This is a genomic window from Bacillus sp. FSL K6-2869 (genome assembly GCF_040869405.1).
In the GTDB taxonomy this organism is placed as follows: Bacteria; Bacillota; Bacilli; order Bacillales; family Bacillaceae; genus Bacillus; species Bacillus altitudinis.
This window is the reverse complement of record NZ_CP152035.1, coordinates 3008633-3029818: the sequence shown is the minus strand read 5'-3', so window position 1 is coordinate 3029818 and position 21186 is coordinate 3008633. Positions and strand designations below refer to the sequence as shown.

Genomic DNA, 21186 nt, shown 5'->3' with positions numbered 1-21186 from the left:
CAGAGGAGAAAATGTGAAAAACCATTTTCTCCTTTTTCCATAACAGATTGAAAGCGGGAATCAGATGAGAAGTTTATTAAAAAAGGATTCGAGCAAGGCACTGCTATTTGCTGGATTCATCGTGTTGATGTTGGTCTTTTTTATGCTCAGTATTTCTCTTGGGCAAACCTCAATTTCCCTCAAAGCCACCATCCATGCGTTTCTTCAGTTTGATGAGTCAGATCCAAACAGTGTGATTGTCATGACATCCAGATTATCAAGAGCTTTAATTGCGACGGTTGTTGGATCAAGTCTAGCGATTTCAGGTGCACTCATGCAGGCATTGACGAGAAATCCGCTGGCTGCACCAGATCTTTTAGGTATTAATGCAGGTGGACTCTTTTTTATTGTGATTTCGATTGTTTTCTTTTCTACCGAGTCGTTAACAGGTTATATGTGGACGGCCTTTTTAGGCGCTGCCATTGCAGGTATGCTCGTCTTTCTTCTAGGCTCCATTGGAAGAGACGGACTGACACCGGTCAAAATTGTACTCGCAGGTGCTGCGATATCTGCTCTGTTTGCGTCCTTTACTCAAGGACTTTTAATCGTGAATGAACAGTCCATTCAAAGCATCTTGTTCTGGATGGCTGGTTCAGTGTCAGGAAGAAGTATAGATATGCTGCTGCCTGTGCTGCCTTATATTCTTGGGGCGACTGTGGTGGCGCTGCTTCTTGGCCGCTCGATCAATGTCCTTTTATCGGGTGATGATATTGCGAAAGGGCTTGGTCAGCGTACGTTGCTTTTGAAGATGACGATGGGGGTACTTGTCGTCTTTTTAGCAGGAGGTTCCGTCGCTGTCGCAGGATCCATTGGATTTGTTGGTTTTCTTGTGCCGCATATTGTGAAAAAGCTTGTTGGACCTGACCACCGCTGGGTACTGCCGTATTGTGCCGTTGTAGGGGCGTCGCTTTTACTTGTCGCAGATCTTGCCGCTCGTTTTCTGATCATGCCGCAGGAAGTACCGATTGGTGTCATGACGGCAATTGCAGGAGCGCCTCTATTTGTTTATCTCGTGCGCAAGGGGTTGAAGACAGGTGGCTAAAACATATACAGTGCGTTCAAAGGGCGGGCGCATTTCATTTCAATTTTCAAAGCGGACGTTTTTGATTTTACTATTATTGACAGGCGTTGCCTTTGGTTTATTTATTCTGAGCCTTTGTATGGGCAGCCGCTTTATTCCGCCTACTGATGTGCTGCTACATATCTTCGGACAAGGCGAGGGAAATACGTTTGTATTAAATACGTTGAGGATTCCAAGGACCCTGCTTGCGGTTTTAGTGGGAGCGGCACTTGCGGTATCGGGGCTTATTTTACAAGGTCTCATTCGAAATCCGCTTGCATCGCCTGACATCATAGGAATTACGAGCGGTGCGTCGTTTGGCGCCATTATGTTCATCGTCTTTTGGATGGGCACTGTGCCTATTGCTTATCAGTCGTTGTGGGCCATTGCAGGCGCTTTTGCGGTATCATGCCTCATCTATTTGCTTTCATGGAAAAAAGGAGTCAAGCCGATCACGCTCGTCTTGATGGGGATTGGGATTTCCGCCATTATGAAGGCGTGTGTGACGTTTACTCTTGTGCTCAGCGATACGATGACCACGACCAAGTCATACATCTGGCTGACGGGCAGTTTATATGGTTCTACAATGAAGGACGTCATCGCAATGCTTCCTTGGGTATTGATTATTTTACCGATTGTCATGGTGCTGGCAAGAACGATGAATGTAAAGGAGCTTGGAGATGATCTTGCAACAGGTCTCGGGGTGAAAGTACAGGCAAAAAGGTTATTCTTTCTACTGATGAGTGTGACATTAGCCGGTATTGCCGTTGCATTCGCAGGTGGTATTGAATTTGTTGGACTGATGGCGCCACATGTGGCAAGGATGATCATCGGTCGTTCCTTTATTGCGCTTGTTCCAGCATCTGCGCTTGTTGGAAGTATTCTCGTGATGCTGGCAGACTTAGTTGCGAGAACGGCTTTTCTCCCGTTAGATGTCCCGGCAGGTGTGTTTACGGCGGCAATTGGTGCACCGTTCTTTATTTATTTGTTATATCAACAGCGAAATCGTTAAACGAAAGATGGGGGTTTTGATATGAAGCCAGAGTGGGTTGAGAGAGAATTACTTGATTTCGGGGTACACATCACAAATGGACCAATGACATCTGATCGCACACTTGCTGCGCTTTTTTCAGAAGCATCTATCAGACGTTTATTAGAAGCTGAAAAGGAAGCGATGCATGCACCGAATATAGCAGTGGCGGCGTCCATGTTTTCAAAACGCTATGCCTATTTAGCTGTTAGTTCTACTTTGTACTTGATGACGATGTATGATGCTGTCTACCGGTTTTCACCAGAGGCGTGTGTCTTTAGAGAAGATCGCAAAATTGAGCTAGATGAAATGCTCTGTTCATTTGTTCAGTTAGAAGGAGATCGTCATGAGTGGAGAGAGCAGGTCGTCCGCATGCTATTTACTCAGTGTGTCACACCTCTTTTAGATGTATTGAAACGTACTTCAAGACTTCCGTATTCGATTTTATGGGAAAATGTAGCGGTACGTATCAATTCTCTTTACCGTAGCATGATGCGAGAAACGGAAGAGCCTAAAATGAAAGAGCGCGTACGGGAGGATTATTTGTTTCTGAAGAAGGCATCGGGTGATCTTTTCGGAGCGAAGCAAAATCCGTTCCAGCACAGCTTAAATTTAGATGAAAGTTTGCTAGACACATCAAATCGAAAGACTTGCTGTATGTATTATAAGCTTGAGAAAAAATCGGAAAGTCTTGATTATTGTCTCGTCTGTCCGCTTGAAAAAAAGAAAGGCACTGCTTGTTCATAGCAGTGCCTCTCTTTTTTATTCCCAAATATCGCTTACCCATTCAGGGTGATCAATAAAAGGATTGCGATTGTGCTGGTACGTTTGATAGATGATTTCGTTACGATTCCGTTCGATTTGATCGACTGGATCTTGCTTGTGCCATTTCAATAGGACAGACATTTTGCCGTGAAGAGGGGCGCTTCCATTATTCACTTTGTTGTTCAATTCTAAATCTAGGAAACGGTCATCGCCTTCATATCGGACGGCCATATAAAAGAGCATTCTTGCTACATCTCCTTTCACCCGGCTATGAGGTTCAAATGAGTCGCTGTCGTAGAAGTTGCCCGGCGCTCCCTTGTATTCATTTCCGCCTATATCAAAATCTAAATTTCCTCGTGTGCTATTCGTTTGTACGTCTGTTGCCCGAAGGTGATGGAGATCTGTACCAGGTCCCTGGCTCGTCCCAAAATTGCCGTGAGATTTAGCCCACACATGCTCCCGGTTCCACTGTCCCACGTTTCCTCCATTTGCTTGCTTTGACCTGGAGATACCGCTATAGAGCAAAAGCACATTGCTTGGATTTTTTGGATCTTCATCCGTTTTCTTTAATGCATCCCAAACCTGGCTGTAGGATAGCTGCGTATGATCATCAATAATATCGTGTAATGCTTTCTTAAGAGCAGGTCCAGATTTGCCAGCAGCAGATTGGTAATAGGAATCAATTTGACTTGAAGCGGTTGTTTTCGCATGTTGAGCAGATGTTTCGGTTTGTAGCTGTAACGGGGAAAAGGTGATGGTTTGACTCGGTTCATTCAGAGTAAAGCCTTGAGCATTTGCAGCGGGAGGCAGCGGAGCGGCAAATGTACCGAAAATCATGATTCCGGCGGCCACAGTTCCAAATAAAGATCTTTTCATTCTATTTCCTCCTTCATAGGGAATGTATACTCTTTAGTTCTATCATATTGCCATAAAGAAATAAATGGATTTATCGTAAATTTTATGTAACCAATTCGTAAGAAAAGAGATTGCTATTTTATCAGCATTGCTGTATAAGTGGGCATATAAGGATGGACACAGCAAGGGAGAGGATGGATAACGTGAAAGAACTGCATACACCTACTAGAACCATTATGACACCAGGACCTGTCGAAGTAGATCCGAGAGTCCTTCGGGTGATGAGTACACCAATTCTTGGTCAATTTGACCCTGCATTTACAGAGATCATGAATGAAACGATGACCTTATTACGATCACTTTTTCAAACAGAAAATGAATGGGCTTATCCAATTGATGGGACGTCCCGCTCAGGACTTGAAGCTGTGCTTGCCAGTGTGATCGAGCCCGGAGATGTCATGCTCGTTCCGGTCTTTGGACGCTTCGGTCATTTGCTGATTGAAATTGGACAGCGCTATGGTGCTGAGGTACATACAATGGAATGTGAATGGGGAACGGTTTTTAAGCAAGACGACATCATCGCAGAGATGCATCAAGTCAAGCCGAAAATTGTTGCGATGGTTCATGGTGAAACATCTACCGGAAGAATACAGCCGCTTGAGAAAATTGGTGAAGCATGCCGAGCGCTTGATGCGCTTTTTATTGTAGACGCTGTGGCGACAATTGGTGGTGTCGAGGTCAAGGTAGACGAATGGAAAATCGATGCGGCAATTGGGGGCTCGCAGAAATGCTTGTCTGTTCCATCAGGGATGTCACCGATCACATATAATGAACGAGTGGCAGACGTCGTACAATCGAGAAAGAAAGTAGAAAAAGGGATTGCAACACAGGACGAACTGCAAAAACAGGTAGACATTTCTCCAATCAAAAGCAATTACTTTGATCTAAGCCAGCTGCAAGATTATTGGAGCCCGAGGCGGTTAAATCATCATACAGAAGCGACAACGATGCTTTATGCACTGAGAGAAGGGGTTCGACTTGTGCTAGAAGAAGGTCTGGAGGAACGTTTTCAACGCCACTTGTTTCATGAAAAGGCTTTAATGGCAGGACTTGAAGCGATGGGGCTTGAATTATTTGGTGATCCAGACTGCAAAATGCCGGTCGTGACGTGTATCGTCATTCCAAGTGATATCGACGGAGAAGCGGTCCGGGCTGATCTTCTTCATCATTTTGGAATTGAAATTGCGAGTTCATTTGGGCCGCTTGCAGGACGGATATGGAGAATTGGCTCAATGGGTTATAGCTGCCGAAAGGAAAATATTCTATTTGTTTTAGCAGGCCTTGAAGCCATCTTGATGAAATACGGCGCAGCCATCAATTGTGGCGCTGGGTTACAGGCGGCTCTCTCCATCTATGAACAAGCTGAATAAAAAAGGGATACTCAAAATACTCGCCACCAGCGGGTATTTTTTATTTGGGAAAAAACGCTGTTTTTTGAAAAACTAGACTTATAGAGAGTGATATCGCTATACTGAAGAAGTTCTTATCATTTTTGTCATCATTTTCATTTATTTTGAAGAAAGAGGTTTTGATATGAAAAAAATGGGCAGATTGTACATTTTGATGCTCAATATTTTTATCGCCATGCTTGGATTTGGTCTGATCGTTCCTGTCATGCCAAGTTATATTGAAGCCTTTGGTGCAACTGGGAAAACACTTGGTTTCCTCGTTGCTGCAACTGGCCTCACACAATTTGCCTTATCACCCGTCGCTGGAGCGCTGACTGATCGATTTGGACGCAGAAAATTGATTATTGCCGGGATTGCCGGCTTTACGATTGCCCAGTTTATTTTTGCATTTGCGGATCAGCTTTGGATGCTGTTTGTGTCTCGGTTTTTTGGTGGTGCTGCCGGAGCTTTACTCATGCCCGCCATGTTTGCATACATCGCTGATATCACAAGTGAGAAGGATCGAGGGAAAGGAATGGGGCTATTTAGTGCAGCAATGACGTTAGGCTTTGTCATTGGACCAGGCGTAGGCGGTTATTTGGTTGAGTTTGGGATTGCTTTTCCTTTCCTCATCGCTGGTTCCTTTGCAGCCCTGTCGACGCTGTTGTCTTTCTTGTTCTTACCTGAAACTTTAACAAAGGAAAAGCAGGAAGAAGCACGATTGAATAAAGAGCTTCATTTCAATCCTTTTACGCAGATGATTCAGGCTTTAAAAACACCATACGGTTTTTTGTTTATCTTGGCCTTTGTTTTGAATTTCGGAATCATTCATTTTGAATCGATCTTTGGCTTATATGTGGACCAAAAACATGGCTTTACACCGAAGGATATTGCATTTGTCATTACGGTAGCTGGACTTGCCGGTGTCATCGTTCAAGGTGCTTTAGTAAATACCTTTGTGAAACGATTTGGCGAAATGCGTGTCGTCCGTTATGCCCTTTTAGCTGCGGCGTTTATGCTGATCGCCTGCCGCTTTGCCCCTTCCTTTTGGCTAATTTTTACGGGCTCCATTTTATTTTTATCAGCCACCTCGTTTGTTCGTCCAGCTCTCAATACATTACTTTCTAAAATGGCAGGGAATCAGCAGGGGGTAGCAGGCGGCCTCAATACATCCTTTATGAGCCTTGCGAATATCGTCGGGCCAAGTCTTGCGGGTATTTTATTTGATGTGAATATTGAGCTGCCATTTATGTTTGGAACGCTGGTGCTTTGTATGAGTTTCATTGCTTCTATTTTATGGGCGAAAAAAGCGCAGCAACATTCCCATGCCGTATCGTAAAGGCAGCATAGAAAAAACCGATCAGCACAAATGGATCGGTTTTTTTCGTCATCGCTCATACTTCACGACTGGTGATTTTTCTTTATGCAGCGCATGAATCAATGCATCGTCCACATGCAAATGCTCCTTCACTAATTGAGGAGGGGTTAAGGCCATCCATTGGTTCAATGAAATATCAGCAAATCGATCGCTTTTAAACATTTCTAGAAACCAAAGGCTCGTTTGCCCGATATTTTGTATGTAATGCCCCATCCCGAAAGGAACATAACCAACATCACCTGCTCTGTAATTAAAGGTGCGAGCTGTCCCGCCTGCTCCAAAAACCGTCATTTTGGCTGTACCGGTTAAATAGTATTGCCACTCATCATTATTCGGGTGCCAGTGCATTTCTCTCATCCCGCCAGGTTTTACCTCCACAAGTGCAGCAGCAATGGTTTTAGATACTGGAAAATTGCGTGAGTCGACGATTCGCACGGTTCCACCAGAGGTCACGATTGGTTTTTGACGAAGGAGCTGGTGGGTAAATGGCGGTTTGATGCCGCCGTATGGATCAGAGACGGTTTGGCTTTCAATGGATGCCGGTGAAGAGCCTTGAAACATATAGCGTTGTTTATGTGGAATGCGGTCAAACAGCTTGATTGGCACGCCGAAATTAGCAGAAAGAATGTCTTTTGGTGTATGAGCAAACCAGTCTGTGATGGTGAACGTATCAAATTCAGAAAAAGCACCATCATCAAACACAAGGAGAAACTCACAGCCATCCTCAAGACCTTGAATGGAGTGCGGAATACCGGGCGGGAAATACCACAAGTCTCCTTCTTCTACATCAGCGATCATATTCCGTCCTTCTGCATCTACAGATGTAATCCGGGCTTTGCCTAAAATCATATATGCCCATTCCGCCTGCTTATGCCAATGAAGCTCACGAACACCTCCGCGCGTAAGCCGCATGTTCACACCAGCAATCGTTGTTGAAACAGGCAGCTCTCGCTCGGTAATTTCCCTCGACCAGCCGCCATGATTCAAGTGCATATGTGTATCAGAATATGAAAATTTTAAATTAGGAATCGTCCCCGCATCCGTTTTAGGGGGAACGAACATATCTGGGTTCTCCATATCGCGCAGAACGTCTCGCGGGCCTAAATCGGTTGCGCCGGCCCCATCGTCTCGAATCGGTTGCGGGATGTGACGAATCTCCTCATCCATTTGACACCACTCCTTGTCATTCACATTTCTCCTCCAAAATATATGAGGCGTAAGAAAAAAAGATTCAATTGGAATCGGCTGAAAGGTGCTTTTGAATCCGCAAAGCTAATCGCAAGCGCAATGTTGCGTCAGGATCTTTTAGGCTGATCTGGAGCAGTTCTTCACATTTCTCCAGTCGATATATCACGGTGTTGCGATGAACAGATAAACGTTTGGCTGTTTCTGAAATATGGCAATGTGTTTCGACATAAACAGATAAGGTGTGGAGAAGGTTTGGATCGACTTGTGATTGTTCATATAATGGGTGGAGATACCGCTCATAGAATGTTGTTAAATCTTTTGGTGGGATGAGCTTCAGTAAATCTGACACATCTTTTGCTTGATAGAACTGAATATATTCAGCTCGTAATGAGAGCTGGCCTGATTGCAGAGCATGGGCAGCTTCACTGAATCCTTTTGGCAGATCGGTGATGAGATAACCGCTTAAGCTTACACCAAAGGAAATGGTGGCATTCACATGCTGTTTAATAAGGATCTGCATTTGTTTTAAAAAAGAGCAGATCGATTTGTTCATTGCCTGCCAGCCGCCAGTCTCTTCTATAAGGAAGATGCCGATATCTCCTTTGACAAAAAGAAAGGCGGGAAATGGACAGTGCGAAAGGGTGCTTTCAAGTAAAGCAAACACATCATCTACAAGGGTTTGCTGCTTAAGGAAACAAGAGAAATGACTGCTCTGATCAAGTTGACAGACGATACATAAATAGGGAATCGTTGTGTTTAATCCAAACATGCGTGCCAGGCAGGCAACATCTTGCTCTGAGGAAATCGTGCCCTCCATCCATTTGCGAAACCATTCATTTTTGGCTCGCTCTGTCGATTGCTTGATGGCATGTTGTTTGATGCGTGAAATGGATATGGCATTTACAGCTTGTACAATGGTCAAATGTAGCTCCATGTCGTCTTGAGGATGAATGAAGGCGGGAACGACTAAATAATCATAAGATTGCTCGTTTATATAGATAGGAAAAACAGAAACGCTTTCTTTTGAATGAACCATAGAAAAATAATGCTGCTGCGTACTGTGAAACAAGCGGAGCATTTGTATCCAATCTGGATTTGTCATACCTTGGGGTGAGGTGAAAAGAATACGTCCATACTGATTGATCAAATAGACAGGCTGATGAATTCTTTGGGCCACTTTTTGCAATGCTTCAACATGATGATCGACAATGTTCATATCCACTCATTCTCCTTTTTTTAGAGCTGAAGCCTTTGGTGAAGATGAATAAAAAAATGGACAATCGCTGTCAAAGTCTCTGATATCAATTTTATGTTATCAGCTCCATTCACTTTAGATAGAAAGTTGTGATGTAATATCACAAAAAAGATGGCAGGGCAAAATCACGTCACATCAGTCATCTTCATTCAGAAAAATGGGTAAATATGATATGTTGTAGACATAAGAATTTCTTTCAGAAAGATGGGTATCCCAAGAAACAAAGACTTTCAATGGGAAAATCCGTTTAGACAAGCAAGTGGCAAGAGGTGAGATAGATGATTTATATCGGATTAACTGGCTGGGGAGATCATGACAGTCTGTACCCGCCGAGAATCGGCAGCTCTCAAAAGCTGTTTCACTACGCATCAACGTTTCCCATTGTGGAACTGGATGCAAGCTTTTATGCTGTTCAGCCTGAGCGGAACCATGAAAAATGGATAAAAGATACGCCAGACGCCTTTCAATTTGTTGTGAAAGCATATCAAGGAATGACCGGGCATCAAAGAGGCGAGATCCCGTTTGCTTCAAAGGAAGAAATGTTTGACGCCTTTATTCTTTCACTGACTCCTCTCATTCGAGCAGGGAAACTGGCGATGGTTCTGTTTCAATTTCCACCATGGTTTGATTGCAAAAAGGAGCACGTCCACTATTTAAGATGGTGTAAGGAGAAGATGGGGGACATTCCTTGTGCACTCGAATTCCGAAACCGAACTTGGTTTTCAGACGAGTTTTATGAACAAACCTTATCCTTTATGGAGAAAGAAGGGTGGATTCATTCCGTCTGTGATGAACCGCAAGTCGGAGAAGGGTCTATACCGCCAGTCATAAAAGCCACACACCGTGACAAAACATTGGTCCGTTTCCACGGAAGAAATAAACAAGGCTGGCTTCACCCGGCAGATCATGAGAACTGGCGTGAAGTTCGTTACTTATATTTATATAATGAAGCTGAACTAAAGGAATGGAAAAAGAACCTCGACATCCTGCATCAACAATCGAAAGATGTATATGTCGTATTTAATAATAACTCAGGCGGAGATGCGGCAGCGAATGGCCAGCAAATGATTGATTTGCTGGATTTGACGTATTCAAGCTTATCCCCGAAGCAGTTAGATTTATTTAGTTAAACGAGAGCTGTGGCTTTCAATTTGAACGAGACGGTTCAGTGACAACTTGAGGGAGAGATCAACATGCTGCAGAAGCTATGGTTATATCATACAAACGACTTGCACAGCCACTTTGAAAACTGGCCAAAAATCGCAGCTTATATTGAAGAAAAGCGTCAAGTTCACGATCAGATGCTCTTATTTGATATTGGCGATCATATGGATCGAGTAAACCTTGTATCAGAAGCGGATTATGGAAAAGTGAATGTCAAACTTCTCAATCAGCTTGGCTATGATGGAGTCACAATTGGTAATAATGAAGGCATTACGTTGCCTCATGAGCAGCTCGACCAATTGTACAAAGACGCGCAATTCCCGGTGATTTTATCTAATTTATTTGAAAAAGGCAAAAGACCATCGTGGGCAAAGCCTTATGATGTGATCACGTTGAAAAATGGACTGAAGATCGCCGTCTTAGGGGTGACCATTGCGTATACACCTGTCTATGAAAAGCTGGGTTGGGACATTACAGACCCATTTGAGAGCATACGGGAGATGCTGCAAGAAGTGAAAGGACAAGCCGATGTCATTGTCCTTCTTTCCCATCTTGGCATCATTCATGATCGAGAGGTAGCCCATGACTTCCCAGAAATCGACATCATCTTAGGCTCACATACGCATCATCTTTTAGAACAGGGCGAGATGGATAATGGCGTTCTTCTTGCATGTGCTGAAAAGTATGGGCATTATATTGGCTGTGTCGAGCTGACCATTGACACAGCGAGTAGCGAGCTCATCGAGAAAAAAGCGACGGTGCAATCGGTGGACCAGCTGATCAGTGAATCCGATGAAGCGATCACGACTTTACAGAAAGCAGAAAGAAGAGCGAAGTCACTCATGCAGGAAAAAGTGACATCCATTAAATCAAAGCTCGAAACAAAGTGGTTTGATGATTCCCAGCTTCCGCAACTTTTAACAGATGCCATTAAAGAATGGTGCGAGGCAGATATCGGCATGATGAATGCTGGGATGGTGCTTGATTCATTAGAGGCTGGCATCGTCACAAGAGAAGACATTCACCGGATATGCCCGCATCCCATTAATCCAATCAGGGTGACGCTTACTGGGAAGCAATTGATCGAAACAGTGTCTCGTGGCTGTGAAGAAAAAATGGAACAGCTACGCATCAAAGGCTTTGGGTTTAGAGGCGAACTGATGGGGAAAATGCTATACAGCGGTTTGACTTATTCATTAGAAGAGGGTGAAGCCAAACGAGTAAAAGAGGTTTATGTAAACGGCGAGCTGATCCAAGAGGACGTGTCCTATACAGTTGGCACAGTGGATATGTATACACTTGGCTCTCTTTTTCCTCATATACGTGATCATGAACACATTGAATATTTCATGCCGGAATTTTTACGTGATGTCCTGAGCTGGCGATTGAAGGATGCAAAGTGAAATCCGCTCCAGCCTAACAACACTTGCCCTCCCTTCACATAGATTGTGTTGAAGGGAGTGAAGGGATATGGTGAATTTAACACCTATTACAATTGATGGCCATTCCTTTACAGCCGTCACCGTCAAACTGCCAAAGACCAATTTCATGGCAGTGACAAATGAGCATGGTTATATTATGTGCGGTGCACTTGATGTCGGGCTCCTAAATGAAAAGCTTGCAGATAGAGGAATCATCGCAGGAAGAGCAGTCGGTGTAAGAACCATCGAGCAATTGCTGGATGCACCTTTAGAATCTGTGACATATGCCGCTGAGTCGCTCGGCATTCATGCTGGCACAATTGGAAGAGATGCATTATTAAAAATGGTGAAATAAAATGAACAGATGATTCCTATCCCCCCGCCTGTCTGCATACACTTGTAATGGAGAAGGGGGGATTTTTTATTGAGATTGAACCGCCGTTATCGCCCCTATAAAAAGGGCCCTCTGCCATTTCGTTATGTCATGCTGCTTGCCATATTATTTTTTGTGCTCTCAACTGTCATTAGCCTATTCTTCATCAATCGTTCCATTAAACCAACGTTGATTCACATTGCTGAACTAGAAACAGAACGAATCGCCAATCATCTTATCCAATATTCTGTTCAGGATTTTGCAGATGATCAGGAGAATATGAAGGATATGGTTGTGATGAATACAAGTGAGAACGGAAAAGTGACAACCATCGACTTCAATGCGCAAGCAACATCGAAAGCAATGGCTGACCTGTCACGTCACCTTCAAAAAAATCTAGAGGACATTGAAAAGGGGAATTTTCAAAAGGATGCAAAAGAAGCATTAAAGGATCAAACAGATGGACATGACGGCATTATATATAACATTCCGCTTGGGCAAGCGTCCGGAAATGCACTTATCGCCAACCTAGGACCAAAAGTGCCTGTACGATTCAGTGTCATTGGTGACCCGCATACGGACGTTGAAAAAAACATCAAGCCATATGGCATTAACAATGCCTTGATTGATATTAGTGTGCTCATTGAGGTGAAGGTGAGAGTCATCATCCCATTCGCCTCAGAAACCATCGTCGTCAAAAATTCCGTGCCTGTCTCCATCCAGGCCGTTCAAGGAGATGTCCCAGATTATTATAATGGCAGCGGAACAAATTCAGGCGCTCCATCGATTGTTCTGCCAGAAAAAAAGGAGAAGAAAGAATAACAGCCCAATTCGTCCATTGGGCTGTTTTTTTTCATACACTGTGATTGCATATAGTGTTTTTGTGATGAACGTTTTGCTGTTACGAAACAGACAGTCTTGTCCTTGCATCATTTTCATCGGTGATATAGGTCACGTCTTCAAATCCACATTCAACTGCATTCTTGTATAGCCATTCGAGTGTTCCCTTATTTTTGCAATAGATCGTGACATAGGAGCAATCGGCCACTAAAAGAACAAGCTCGCATTGGCTTTCAATAAATTCTTCATAGGTCTTAATATGAGACAATGTCCCTTTTGGATATGCTTGTAAATCGGCGAAAATCATATAATACGTCTTGTTTTCAATAAGGTGTTTGAGTTCTATACCGTCCATTTCTGTTTTACCTTCAGGAAAAAGTTCTTCATCTTTTTCGCCATCCACTAGTATATTCGAGTCTTCGGTATCGATTCGCCAGCTGAATTTGGTGATGTCGATCGGTTTTAGCACTTCTCCAAGGAAGACTCCGTATTCATTTGGAATGGTAAAAGTCATTCCTCTTTTCAAAAAACAACCTCCTAACTCTTTGTGAAGTAATCTTTCATTGGCTGCCATGCTTAGACTTTTTTTCATGTGATCTGTTCATCTTATCCTAATTAACCACTTGATTCCATACGGATCACGTGCCATGATAAATGTTCATTGTTTTCCTTTTTTGAATATTGTAGCTATCCTGAAGGCTGATTTTTCACGATCGTCAGTTATGAAAGTGAGAGGAGGATTTGATTGATATGAAGAAAATTCATGTAAGCGGATTTTGTTTTTTGGTATTTGCCATTGTATTTAGTGCTAAATATATGTCAGCATCGATATTATTAGCTGGGAGTGACAGTTTGAGTGTCGACTTATTTAGAGGGATGTTTGACATGATTCCACTTGAAGTAACAGTTGTGTATCTCCTTTTTTTCATCATGGGTATTCTTTTTTTAGTTTTAGGATTGAAAGAGAAGCATAAGCAGTAACAGTAGACAAGTGATGACCGGGGAAATGTTGATACATATCAAAAGGAGAAGCAAGCGGTATCGCTAAACTTCTCCTTTTATTTAACGACGTTTCCGTTCGGCTCTTTCCCATGCCCTTAAATGAGGGTAAGGATCAAACGACCATTCAGTTCGTCCATTGTCTTTATACATGCCGTAATGAAGGTGTGGCGGGAATTTTCCTGCTGTGCCAGGTGGACCGTAACCGGAGCTTCCGACTGATCCGATGACTTGACCAGGTTCTACAATCTGCCCAGCTTTGAGTCCTTTTGCAAAGCCATTTAAGTGGGCAAAATAATGATAATGATTATGAATATCTCGAATGCCGATCCGCCAGCCGCCAAAGCGATTCCAGCCTTTCATTTCAATCACGCCGTACGATGTCGCACGAACAGGAAGACCGTAATGAGCAAAAAGATCAGTGCCCTCATGAATTCTTCTGCCTCCAAAGCCTCTCGCATCACCCCATGTACTCCTGTAGCTGTAGTCAGCGCCAACCGGAAGAGGAAACGCATGCTTTCCAAGGTCAAGATGGCCGTAATGCTTATAGAGCTTCATAAAAGATGAAATGATTCCAACGGTTTGATCACGTCCGTAATAATCCCACAGCGCGATTTTTAATTGGTCGATGCTGCTGCCGTAATGGAGCAAGTATTGAGCAAACGTGAACAGGACATCTTCATCGTTATCGATTTCCGCTTTTCCATCCCCATTACCATCAAGCCCAATACCGTCGAACACTTTAATGCTTAATGGAGAGGTATCCTGCTTATTGGGATTTTCTGGTCCTATCCACATTTCCCGGGGAATGTAGATACCAATCACACCTGTTTGTTTTGGTAAATCTCTTCTGCTTTTGCGGATATTGTGTTCATACTGATCAACCGCAGCAAGTACATACCACGGGACCTGTGTGGTGATGGCGATCTTTTCATACAGTGCCATTCGCTGTTTTAATTCATCGGGCTGTTTGTTTGCCCCTTGTGCATGGACTGATGCGGGAATCATTGAAAGAGCGATGATGATCGCTAAAACCACTTTCACAAACGTCCATCTCCTTTCTTCGAACTTACCTTCTACCGTTTAGTGTGGTTTGATCACGTTATTTCATAAGAAGAAAATGTTAGTAATTTTCTTCTGTTATTTTAGGAGTCTTTTGGGTATTTTTGCAGCTCATTCCCTTGTTGTTCAATCTGTACTATGTTAAAGTGTCTAAAGAAAAGGCCTTAGGCCGAAGATTCAATTTTTGCGGCAACAGCTGCATCCATCGTATATAGCAGGAAGATGATTGTATATGCACCTTTAACGAATTCATATGGAGATGATGGAATTGGCAAAGAAGGAAGAGCACGTAAGAAAACCGGACTGGCTTAAAATTAAGCTGAATACGAATGAAAACTATACCGGTTTGAAAAAAATGATGCGGGAAAACAACCTGCATACCGTTTGTGAGGAAGCGAAATGTCCGAATATTCACGAATGCTGGGCAGTGAGAAGAACTGCTACATTTATGATCCTCGGATCTGTTTGTACGCGCGCATGCCGTTTCTGTGCGGTGAAAACCGGACTTCCTACTGAGTTAGACTTGCAAGAGCCAGAACGCGTGGCAGATTCAGTGGCTTTGATGAATTTAAAGCACGCTGTTATAACAGCGGTTGCAAGGGATGACCAAAAAGATGGCGGAGCAGGCGTATTTGCTGAAACTGTTCGTGCCATTAGAAGAAAAAGTCCATTCACAACAATTGAAGTTCTCCCTTCAGACATGGGTGGCAATTATGATAATTTGAAAACGTTAATGGATACACGCCCTGATATTTTAAATCACAATATTGAAACAGTACGCAGGTTAACACCAAGAGTTCGTGCACGGGCTACATACGATCGTTCATTGGAATTCTTGCGTCGTGCAAAAGAAATGCAGCCTGACATTCCAACGAAATCAAGCATTATGATTGGACTCGGTGAAACGAAGGAAGAAATCATTGAAGTTATGGATGATCTTCTTGCCAATAACGTCGACATCATGGCAATTGGTCAGTATTTACAACCTTCGAAAAAGCATTTGAAAGTGCAAAAATACTACCATCCAGATGAGTTTGCAGAGCTGAAGGAAATTGCCATGTCAAAAGGCTTTAGCCACTGTGAAGCTGGACCGCTTGTCCGTTCTTCTTATCATGCAGACGAACAAGTAAACGAAGCGTCTAAGAAGCGTCAAGCGCAAGCATAACAAAGAAAACGCCAGAGCTCTCTGGCGTTTTTTCTCGTATTAATTTTGGCCGTAAGGTGCGTTTCGTCTCATGGTCCGATCGGAATTCGTCATGCCATTGGCATCTTCTTTCGTTGAAATATCTCCGCCTTGAGGAGAGTATTTCATTTGTTGAATCGTTTTCGTTAAAATTTGATCAAAATCACGTGAATTGGTTTGAAGACGTGAAAAATTGGCAATGGATTGAAAGTGCTCTGGGTTATCAGAGACGTACACATGATAATAACGAGGGAGAACAGAAACCGCTGTTTTTTTCACTTGATCGGCTGATTCATCTCGGTTTTTGTTGCCTGTTCGATACACAATGAGGGCATCCTCGTCTGTGACAAGTGTTGCTGCATCCTTTATATTTGGCAGCTGGATGGCTAAACTTGTAATCACGTGGGCAAGGTGCTCACGATTTAAAGCAGGGGTTCTTTCCTTCTGATCGGTTACTTGCTGGCGCTGATAACGAACATAGCCTGCTCGATTCGTATCTGCTTCTGGCATGTTGGAATTATTTCCTTCATGACGATCAGACAGGCGGATTGTCTTGCTGGAAGAATCTTCATCCACTTGCCGGTTCATGCCTGATTGAAAGCCGCACCCGCCTAAAAGCATGCATAGGAGAATAGTGGCTGTCAGTTGTTTCATCATAAATGTGACCTCCTTTTTTCTTTAGCTTCGGCTAAATCGGAAAAAACATGCTTTAGCAATTGATGGAGTTGTTCCAATGAATTATCATTAAAGGTGGATCGTTTAAAAAGAGGTGAGAAGATGATCGTCATTCAGAATGCTACCTTTGATCTTGTCAGAGAAATCAAAGACGGCTTTGATGAGGAAGCGTTTAAAGCAAGGTACTCAGATATTTTAAATAAGTATGATTATATTGTGGGGGATTGGGGCTACAACCAGCTTAGGCTGAAGGGGTTCTTTGATGACCAAAACCAAAAGGCCACATTCGATACAAAAATCAGTACACTCGATGAATACATTTATGAATACTGTAATTTTGGCTGTGCCTATTTTGTCTTAAAGCGGATTAGAAAATAACGCAAAGGGGAGCGTCATGATGTATTTCGTAGACAGAAAGAAGATTGAAGAGACATTACGTTTTTTTGAGGAGCAATATAATTTGATGCGCAGTCATCAAACATGGTCAAGCCCTTTAGAAAAAAAAGCGCTGGAACGAATTGTTCATTTGCTCGTCGAATGTATTCTTGATACAGGAAATGATATGATTGACGGCTTTATCATGCGGGACCCAGGAAGCTATGACGACATCATGGATATTCTTGTGGACGAAAAGGTTGTACCAACAGAAGAAGGCACTCACCTGAAAAAACTGGTCTCGTGCCGTAAAACACTTGTTCAGCAATACCAAGAAGTGGTTCATCACGATTTGTTGCAGGTCATCAGTGAGGTAGAACAGGCGCTGCAAGTCTTCCCGAATCGAATTCGCACTTACTTGGAGCAGGAGCTTGGACCAGTATCAGCGTTTAAATAAACCATTGGAGTTGTAAGCAGCATGAAATACAAAGGCTATTTAATTGATTTAGACGGGACGATGTATAAAGGAACAGAAAAGATCGAAGAGGCGGGGCAATTTGTTCACAAGTTAAATGAGTTGAACATCCCTTATTTGTTTGTCACGAATAACTCTTCACGCACGCCGAAGCAAGTAGCAGAGAAACTGGTTTCATTCGATATTCCAGCAACGGAAGACCAAGTCTTTACAACAAGTATGGCGACGGCAAACTATATCGCAGAACAAAAGAAAGATGCCTCGGTGTATGTGATCGGAGAAGAAGGAATTCAGCAGGCCATCGAAGAAAAAGGCTTGTCGTTTGGTCAAGAAGACGCTGATTTCGTTGTCGTTGGAATAGACCGCGGTATTACATATGAAAAACTAGCGGTAGGAGCCATTGCGATCCGTCAAGGTGCACAATTTGTTTCAACAAATGGAGATATTGCCATTCCGACAGAAAGAGGGCTGTTACCTGGAAATGGATCGTTAACATCTGTGCTGACGGTTACGACAACAGTGCAGCCAACATTTATCGGGAAGCCAGAGTCTATCATTATGGAACAGGCCATGCGGGTGCTCGGGACAGATGTGTCAGAGACGCTCATGGTGGGCGATAACTATGATACCGATATTATGGCAGGGATGAATGCAGGGATGGATACACTGCTTGTCCATACAGGCGTCACGACAAAAGAGCTGCTTCAGAAATATGACAAACAGCCAACCTATGTCATTGATTCATTATCTGAGTGGATTGAACGATTATCTTAATGAAAAGAGGACAAGCGTCAGACGCACGTCCTCTTTTGTGTTTTATTCTGCATTTCTCGCACTATGTGCCAGTCTACTTGATGCTGCCGCAGCAATAGCACCGACAATGTCATCTAAAAAGGTGTGGCATTCGCCTGAGGATTTATCGTTGAGTTTCCCAAGAATCCCTGGTTTTTCTTTATCGATATATCCGTAATTCGTAAAGCCGATGGAGCCATAAATATTAACGATGGCAAAGGATAAAATTTCATCCACACCATATAGACTTTCATCTGTTTCAAGAATAGATTGCAGCGGTTCTGTCAGCTTTTTTTGCTCAGCGAGAACATCTAGTTCAACGCCTGTTAAGATGGCATTTTGGACTTCACGTTTTGCGATGACACGTTCCACATTGTGGATGCACTCTGTCATGTCTAAGCCAGGATGATATTTTTCCTGTAAAAAGAAGACAAGGTCTGCTATATCTTGAATGGTTACGCCTCGTTCTTGTAAACGGCGTCTTGCTGTTTTTTCTACTTCGTTCATCTCATGATGATGCGGCATGTTCCTCACCCAATCCTCGTAATTTGTCCACAACGTGTGAAAAAGCTTCGGATAGTAAATAGTATTCATAAATCCCTCAACCTGCGACTACGATATGATAAGAGACTGATTTTATGAACGCAGGTGAAATCATGAAAGAAACCATTTATCACACATTTGGTATTGATGTGCGTCAATTTATGCCATATGGCAGTTATCAGAGCTTTCAAACGGCGAAAGCTCTCTTCATCATTGTTCCCGTGTCTCATTTGCGAGAAGAAGAACTCACAGAGCTTTATCATATCAGTCAGTATTTACTGAATGACGGTGACCCATACGTTGCCGTGTTTGAATTAACAAACGAAGAGAAACCGACTTTTACCCATGGAAAAGAACTGTACGCTCTATTAAAGGCAGCACCGCGGGTTACAAGCCGCTCATTTCAGCACGCATCAGAGCTGGCGGCCTTTCATGTCAGGGGGAGAGGGTTTCCTTATGAGGTGTCTGAAACAAAACGTGTCGGAGCTTGGAAGGAATTATGGGCAAAACGGTTAGACCAGCTGGAAGGCTTTTGGATGCAGCAAATGCATCAAAAACCACTTGAACGATTTGAAAAGAAATTTATTGAATCCTTTCCGTATTATCTCGGATTAACGGAAAATGCCATTCAATATTTAGTGGATACAGAGCTTGATGATGAACCAAAAGAATGTGATTCAGGTACTGTTTGTCATCAGCGCTTTTCACGTATGACCTGGCCACATGAGCAGCCGCTTCGTTTACCTGTTGACTGGGTATTTGACCATCCAACAAGAGATATCGCGGAATATTTAAGAGAAACCTTTGTCCAGCATAAGGAGGATTTAATTGAAGAGGGATTTTCCTTTTTGCAGCAATATGAGCAGGTTACGCCTCTTTCATCATTTTCAAAGCGTCTGCTGTACAGCCGTCTTCTGTTTCCGCTTCATTATTTTGAAATTGTCGAAGGTTATTATATGTCAGGAGAAAATGAAAAATCTTATTATGAAGAACGATTAGATTACGTTTTAAATGATGCGAACCGCTACGAATATTTTCTCAAGGTGTTTCAAGAATTGAGTGCCATGCGCAGCGGTGGGCATCTCATTCCTCCTGTTGGATGGATTCATCAATCCGCTGATTTGAAGTTTCAGTGAACAGACGAAACGTCTCTTTTCTCTTGAGGCGTTTTTCGTTATGCTTAAAGAAATCAACCAAAGGAGTGTTCTTCTTGACGAAACCTTATGTTTATATCACAAGAAAGCTTGATGAAACAACACTTACACCATTAAAAGAAGTCGCTCATATTGACATGTGGACGAGCGAGGATGAGCCGTGTCCAAGAGAAGAGTTAGAAAAACAAGCGGCTCAAGCAGATGGGCTGCTCACGATGCTGTCAGATCAAGTAGATGAGGCACTTTTATCAAATGCTCCAAATCTAAAAGTGGTCGCGAATCTCGCGGTCGGCTATGACAATATTGATCTAAAGGCAGCTAAAAAGCACGGGATCACGGTATGTCATACACCGGACGTTTTAACAGAATCGACGGCTGATTTAGCTTTTGCGCTTTTGATGGCGTCAGCAAGACGAATTGTCGAAGCGAGTGATTGGATTAAGGATGGGAACTGGACAGGCTGGGGGCCGCTTCTTCTAGCCGGTGCTGATGTGCATCATAAAACGTTAGGGATTGTCGGAATGGGCAGTATTGGAACCGCACTTGCCAAACGGGCAAAAGGTTTTGATATGCATGTTCTTTATCATAATCGTTCAAGAAAGCCAGAAGCAGAAGCGCAGCTAGGTGTGGCCTATGCCGCATTTGATGAGCTGCTTACGCAGTCTGATTTCATCGTTTGTTTGACGCCTTTAACGCCTGAAACGAAAGAAATGTTTAATAAGAAAGCATTTGAGCAGATGAAGAACACGGCTTACTTCATCAACGTTTCCAGAGGGCAGACGGTAGACGAAGATGCTTTATATGATGCTGTCACGACAGGAAAAATTGCAGGAGCAGGTCTGGATGTATTTAGCAAAGAACCAGTCAGCCCAGATCACCCGTTAACGACATTACCAAATGTGACAGTGCTTCCTCATATCGGAAGTGCAAGTGTTGAAACGAGAAAAAACATGATGCAATTATGTGCTGAAAATATTGCGCTTGTCCTGCAAGATCAGCAAGCCAAAACGCCAGTTCAGGCGTAATCTCAAGCTTCCCGGCTTCGGGAGCTTTTCTCACAAAAATATTTTGAAAATATAGAATCTTGATATAAATAGCTGTTAAGCGGTTTC

General features: G+C 43.1%; 23 protein-coding genes. 16 read left to right on the top strand and 7 right to left on the bottom strand.

The window, feature by feature from the left end; translation table 11 throughout:
* Positions 1 to 64: 64 nt before the first annotated feature.
* From MHI58_RS15770 to MHI58_RS15760, 3 genes are read left to right on the top strand one after another with little or no spacing between them, the layout of a single operon-like run.
* Entirely contained in the window at positions 65 to 1081 is a 1017-nt protein-coding gene (locus MHI58_RS15770; RefSeq protein WP_008346988.1) for an iron ABC transporter permease, read from the top strand.
* Complete coding sequence (locus MHI58_RS15765; protein ID WP_039168968.1) at positions 1074 to 2111, top strand: iron chelate uptake ABC transporter family permease subunit; 1038 nt, start codon at positions 1074 to 1076, stop codon at positions 2109 to 2111. The genes MHI58_RS15770 and MHI58_RS15765 overlap by 8 nt, the downstream gene beginning before the upstream one ends.
* Before the next feature lie 21 nt (positions 2112 to 2132).
* A complete protein-coding gene (locus MHI58_RS15760) occupies positions 2133 to 2876 on the top strand; it encodes an IucA/IucC family C-terminal-domain containing protein (RefSeq protein WP_045034558.1) in 744 nt (247 codons plus the stop codon).
* 15 nt (positions 2877 to 2891) lie between these two features.
* Here MHI58_RS15760 and MHI58_RS15755 read toward each other — a convergent pair whose 3' ends face one another.
* Positions 2892 to 3770, bottom strand: a complete 879-nt coding sequence (locus MHI58_RS15755) for an endonuclease I family protein (RefSeq protein ID WP_045034557.1) — start codon at positions 3768 to 3770, stop codon at positions 2892 to 2894.
* 173 nt (positions 3771 to 3943) lie between these two features.
* Between MHI58_RS15755 and MHI58_RS15750 the strand changes: the two genes are divergently transcribed.
* Positions 3944 to 5179: an alanine--glyoxylate aminotransferase family protein gene (locus tag MHI58_RS15750; protein WP_045034592.1), complete on the top strand. Its 1236-nt coding sequence runs from the start codon at positions 3944 to 3946 to the stop codon at positions 5177 to 5179.
* Between the two features lie 163 nt (positions 5180 to 5342).
* Complete coding sequence (locus MHI58_RS15745) at positions 5343 to 6536, top strand: tetracycline resistance MFS efflux pump (RefSeq protein WP_008346860.1); 1194 nt, start codon at positions 5343 to 5345, stop codon at positions 6534 to 6536.
* A 48-nt stretch (positions 6537 to 6584) separates the two neighbouring features.
* Here MHI58_RS15745 and MHI58_RS15740 read toward each other — a convergent pair whose 3' ends face one another.
* Positions 6585 to 7742: an oxalate decarboxylase family bicupin gene (locus tag MHI58_RS15740; RefSeq protein ID WP_007500396.1), complete on the bottom strand. Its 1158-nt coding sequence runs from the start codon at positions 7740 to 7742 to the stop codon at positions 6585 to 6587.
* A 64-nt stretch (positions 7743 to 7806) separates the two neighbouring features.
* Positions 7807 to 8979 carry a PucR family transcriptional regulator gene (locus MHI58_RS15735; RefSeq protein ID WP_368004336.1) on the bottom strand — a complete coding sequence of 391 codons (1173 nt, stop codon included), beginning with the start codon at positions 8977 to 8979 and terminating at the stop codon, positions 7807 to 7809.
* Positions 8980 to 9296: 317 nt separating this feature from the next.
* Between MHI58_RS15735 and MHI58_RS15730 the strand changes: the two genes are divergently transcribed.
* The 4 genes from MHI58_RS15730 to yunB all read left to right on the top strand — a co-directional run bounded on the left by MHI58_RS15730 (position 9297) and on the right by yunB (position 12798).
* Positions 9297 to 10148, top strand: coding sequence for a DUF72 domain-containing protein (locus tag MHI58_RS15730; protein ID WP_008346854.1), 852 nt, complete (start codon positions 9297 to 9299; stop codon positions 10146 to 10148).
* A 63-nt stretch (positions 10149 to 10211) separates the two neighbouring features.
* Entirely contained in the window at positions 10212 to 11585 is a 1374-nt protein-coding gene (locus MHI58_RS15725; RefSeq protein WP_041507727.1) for a bifunctional UDP-sugar hydrolase/5'-nucleotidase, read from the top strand.
* Positions 11586 to 11652: 67 nt separating this feature from the next.
* A complete protein-coding gene (locus MHI58_RS15720; RefSeq protein ID WP_007500404.1) occupies positions 11653 to 11958 on the top strand; it encodes a YunC family protein in 306 nt (101 codons plus the stop codon).
* A gap of 69 nt (positions 11959 to 12027) precedes the next feature.
* Positions 12028 to 12798 (top strand): sporulation protein YunB, encoded by a 771-nt coding sequence (gene yunB / locus MHI58_RS15715; protein ID WP_216896130.1) that lies wholly within the window; start codon positions 12028 to 12030, stop codon positions 12796 to 12798.
* Between the two features lie 79 nt (positions 12799 to 12877).
* Here the strand turns inward: yunB and MHI58_RS15710 are convergent, their stop codons facing one another.
* Positions 12878 to 13342 carry a DUF2691 family protein gene (locus tag MHI58_RS15710; protein WP_008346848.1) on the bottom strand — a complete coding sequence of 155 codons (465 nt, stop codon included), beginning with the start codon at positions 13340 to 13342 and terminating at the stop codon, positions 12878 to 12880.
* Between the two features lie 224 nt (positions 13343 to 13566).
* On the opposite strand from MHI58_RS15710, the gene MHI58_RS15705 reads away from it, so the two are divergent.
* Positions 13567 to 13797: a hypothetical protein gene (locus MHI58_RS15705; protein WP_008346846.1), complete on the top strand. Its 231-nt coding sequence runs from the start codon at positions 13567 to 13569 to the stop codon at positions 13795 to 13797.
* Between the two features lie 81 nt (positions 13798 to 13878).
* Here MHI58_RS15705 and MHI58_RS15700 read toward each other — a convergent pair whose 3' ends face one another.
* On the bottom strand, positions 13879 to 14823 hold the full coding sequence (locus MHI58_RS15700) for a M23 family metallopeptidase (protein ID WP_234710308.1): 945 nt from the start codon (positions 14821 to 14823) through the stop codon (positions 13879 to 13881).
* Between the two features lie 322 nt (positions 14824 to 15145).
* Between MHI58_RS15700 and lipA the strand changes: the two genes are divergently transcribed.
* Positions 15146 to 16042: a lipoyl synthase gene (gene lipA, locus MHI58_RS15695; protein WP_008360456.1), complete on the top strand. Its 897-nt coding sequence runs from the start codon at positions 15146 to 15148 to the stop codon at positions 16040 to 16042.
* Positions 16043 to 16081: 39 nt separating this feature from the next.
* Here lipA and MHI58_RS15690 read toward each other — a convergent pair whose 3' ends face one another.
* Positions 16082 to 16717: a YhcN/YlaJ family sporulation lipoprotein gene (locus MHI58_RS15690; RefSeq protein ID WP_007500413.1), complete on the bottom strand. Its 636-nt coding sequence runs from the start codon at positions 16715 to 16717 to the stop codon at positions 16082 to 16084.
* A gap of 120 nt (positions 16718 to 16837) precedes the next feature.
* Between MHI58_RS15690 and MHI58_RS15685 the strand changes: the two genes are divergently transcribed.
* Genes MHI58_RS15685 through MHI58_RS15675 form a run of 3 tightly spaced genes read left to right on the top strand, consistent with a single transcriptional unit; the run spans position 16838 to position 18359 of the window.
* Positions 16838 to 17113 (top strand): YutD-like domain-containing protein, encoded by a 276-nt coding sequence (locus MHI58_RS15685; protein WP_008346837.1) that lies wholly within the window; start codon positions 16838 to 16840, stop codon positions 17111 to 17113.
* Positions 17114 to 17132: 19 nt separating this feature from the next.
* A complete protein-coding gene (locus tag MHI58_RS15680; RefSeq protein WP_017367989.1) occupies positions 17133 to 17567 on the top strand; it encodes a DUF86 domain-containing protein in 435 nt (144 codons plus the stop codon).
* 21 nt (positions 17568 to 17588) lie between these two features.
* Positions 17589 to 18359 (top strand): TIGR01457 family HAD-type hydrolase, encoded by a 771-nt coding sequence (locus tag MHI58_RS15675; protein WP_045034552.1) that lies wholly within the window; start codon positions 17589 to 17591, stop codon positions 18357 to 18359.
* 42 nt (positions 18360 to 18401) lie between these two features.
* Here the strand turns inward: MHI58_RS15675 and MHI58_RS15670 are convergent, their stop codons facing one another.
* Positions 18402 to 18902: a phosphatidylglycerophosphatase A gene (locus tag MHI58_RS15670; protein ID WP_024719755.1), complete on the bottom strand. Its 501-nt coding sequence runs from the start codon at positions 18900 to 18902 to the stop codon at positions 18402 to 18404.
* A gap of 113 nt (positions 18903 to 19015) precedes the next feature.
* Between MHI58_RS15670 and yutH the strand changes: the two genes are divergently transcribed.
* The gene (gene yutH / locus MHI58_RS15665) at positions 19016 to 20056 is read left to right on the top strand and encodes a spore coat putative kinase YutH (protein WP_035389301.1); all 1041 of its coding nucleotides are present in this window, start codon (positions 19016 to 19018) and stop codon (positions 20054 to 20056) included.
* 74 nt (positions 20057 to 20130) lie between these two features.
* Positions 20131 to 21099 carry a D-glycerate dehydrogenase gene (locus MHI58_RS15660; protein ID WP_041507723.1) on the top strand — a complete coding sequence of 323 codons (969 nt, stop codon included), beginning with the start codon at positions 20131 to 20133 and terminating at the stop codon, positions 21097 to 21099.
* Positions 21100 to 21186 lie beyond the last annotated feature (87 nt).

What these genes read in the sequence shown, in the direction of transcription:
- MHI58_RS15770 (WP_008346988.1), top strand. Translation starts at nt 65, where the DNA reads ATGAGAAGTTTATTAAAAAAGGATTCGAGCAAGGCACTGCTATTTGCT.
- MHI58_RS15760 (WP_045034558.1), top strand. Translation starts at nt 2,133, where the DNA reads ATGAAGCCAGAGTGGGTTGAGAGAGAATTACTTGATTTCGGGGTACAC.
- MHI58_RS15755 (WP_045034557.1), bottom strand. Translation starts at nt 3,770, where the DNA reads ATGAAAAGATCTTTATTTGGAACTGTGGCCGCCGGAATCATGATTTTC.
- MHI58_RS15750 (WP_045034592.1), top strand. Translation starts at nt 3,944, where the DNA reads ATGGATAACGTGAAAGAACTGCATACACCTACTAGAACCATTATGACA.
- MHI58_RS15745 (WP_008346860.1), top strand. Translation starts at nt 5,343, where the DNA reads ATGAAAAAAATGGGCAGATTGTACATTTTGATGCTCAATATTTTTATC.
- MHI58_RS15740 (WP_007500396.1), bottom strand. Translation starts at nt 7,742, where the DNA reads ATGGATGAGGAGATTCGTCACATCCCGCAACCGATTCGAGACGATGGG.
- MHI58_RS15735 (WP_368004336.1), bottom strand. Translation starts at nt 8,979, where the DNA reads ATGAACATTGTCGATCATCATGTTGAAGCATTGCAAAAAGTGGCCCAA.
- MHI58_RS15730 (WP_008346854.1), top strand. Translation starts at nt 9,297, where the DNA reads ATGATTTATATCGGATTAACTGGCTGGGGAGATCATGACAGTCTGTAC.
- MHI58_RS15725 (WP_041507727.1), top strand. Translation starts at nt 10,212, where the DNA reads ATGCTGCAGAAGCTATGGTTATATCATACAAACGACTTGCACAGCCAC.
- MHI58_RS15720 (WP_007500404.1), top strand. Translation starts at nt 11,653, where the DNA reads ATGGTGAATTTAACACCTATTACAATTGATGGCCATTCCTTTACAGCC.
- MHI58_RS15705 (WP_008346846.1), top strand. Translation starts at nt 13,567, where the DNA reads ATGAAGAAAATTCATGTAAGCGGATTTTGTTTTTTGGTATTTGCCATT.
- MHI58_RS15700 (WP_234710308.1), bottom strand. Translation starts at nt 14,823, where the DNA reads ATGATTCCCGCATCAGTCCATGCACAAGGGGCAAACAAACAGCCCGAT.
- MHI58_RS15690 (WP_007500413.1), bottom strand. Translation starts at nt 16,717, where the DNA reads ATGATGAAACAACTGACAGCCACTATTCTCCTATGCATGCTTTTAGGC.
- MHI58_RS15685 (WP_008346837.1), top strand. Translation starts at nt 16,838, where the DNA reads ATGATCGTCATTCAGAATGCTACCTTTGATCTTGTCAGAGAAATCAAA.
- MHI58_RS15680 (WP_017367989.1), top strand. Translation starts at nt 17,133, where the DNA reads ATGTATTTCGTAGACAGAAAGAAGATTGAAGAGACATTACGTTTTTTT.
- MHI58_RS15675 (WP_045034552.1), top strand. Translation starts at nt 17,589, where the DNA reads ATGAAATACAAAGGCTATTTAATTGATTTAGACGGGACGATGTATAAA.
- MHI58_RS15670 (WP_024719755.1), bottom strand. Translation starts at nt 18,902, where the DNA reads ATGCCGCATCATCATGAGATGAACGAAGTAGAAAAAACAGCAAGACGC.
- yutH (WP_035389301.1), top strand. Translation starts at nt 19,016, where the DNA reads ATGAACGCAGGTGAAATCATGAAAGAAACCATTTATCACACATTTGGT.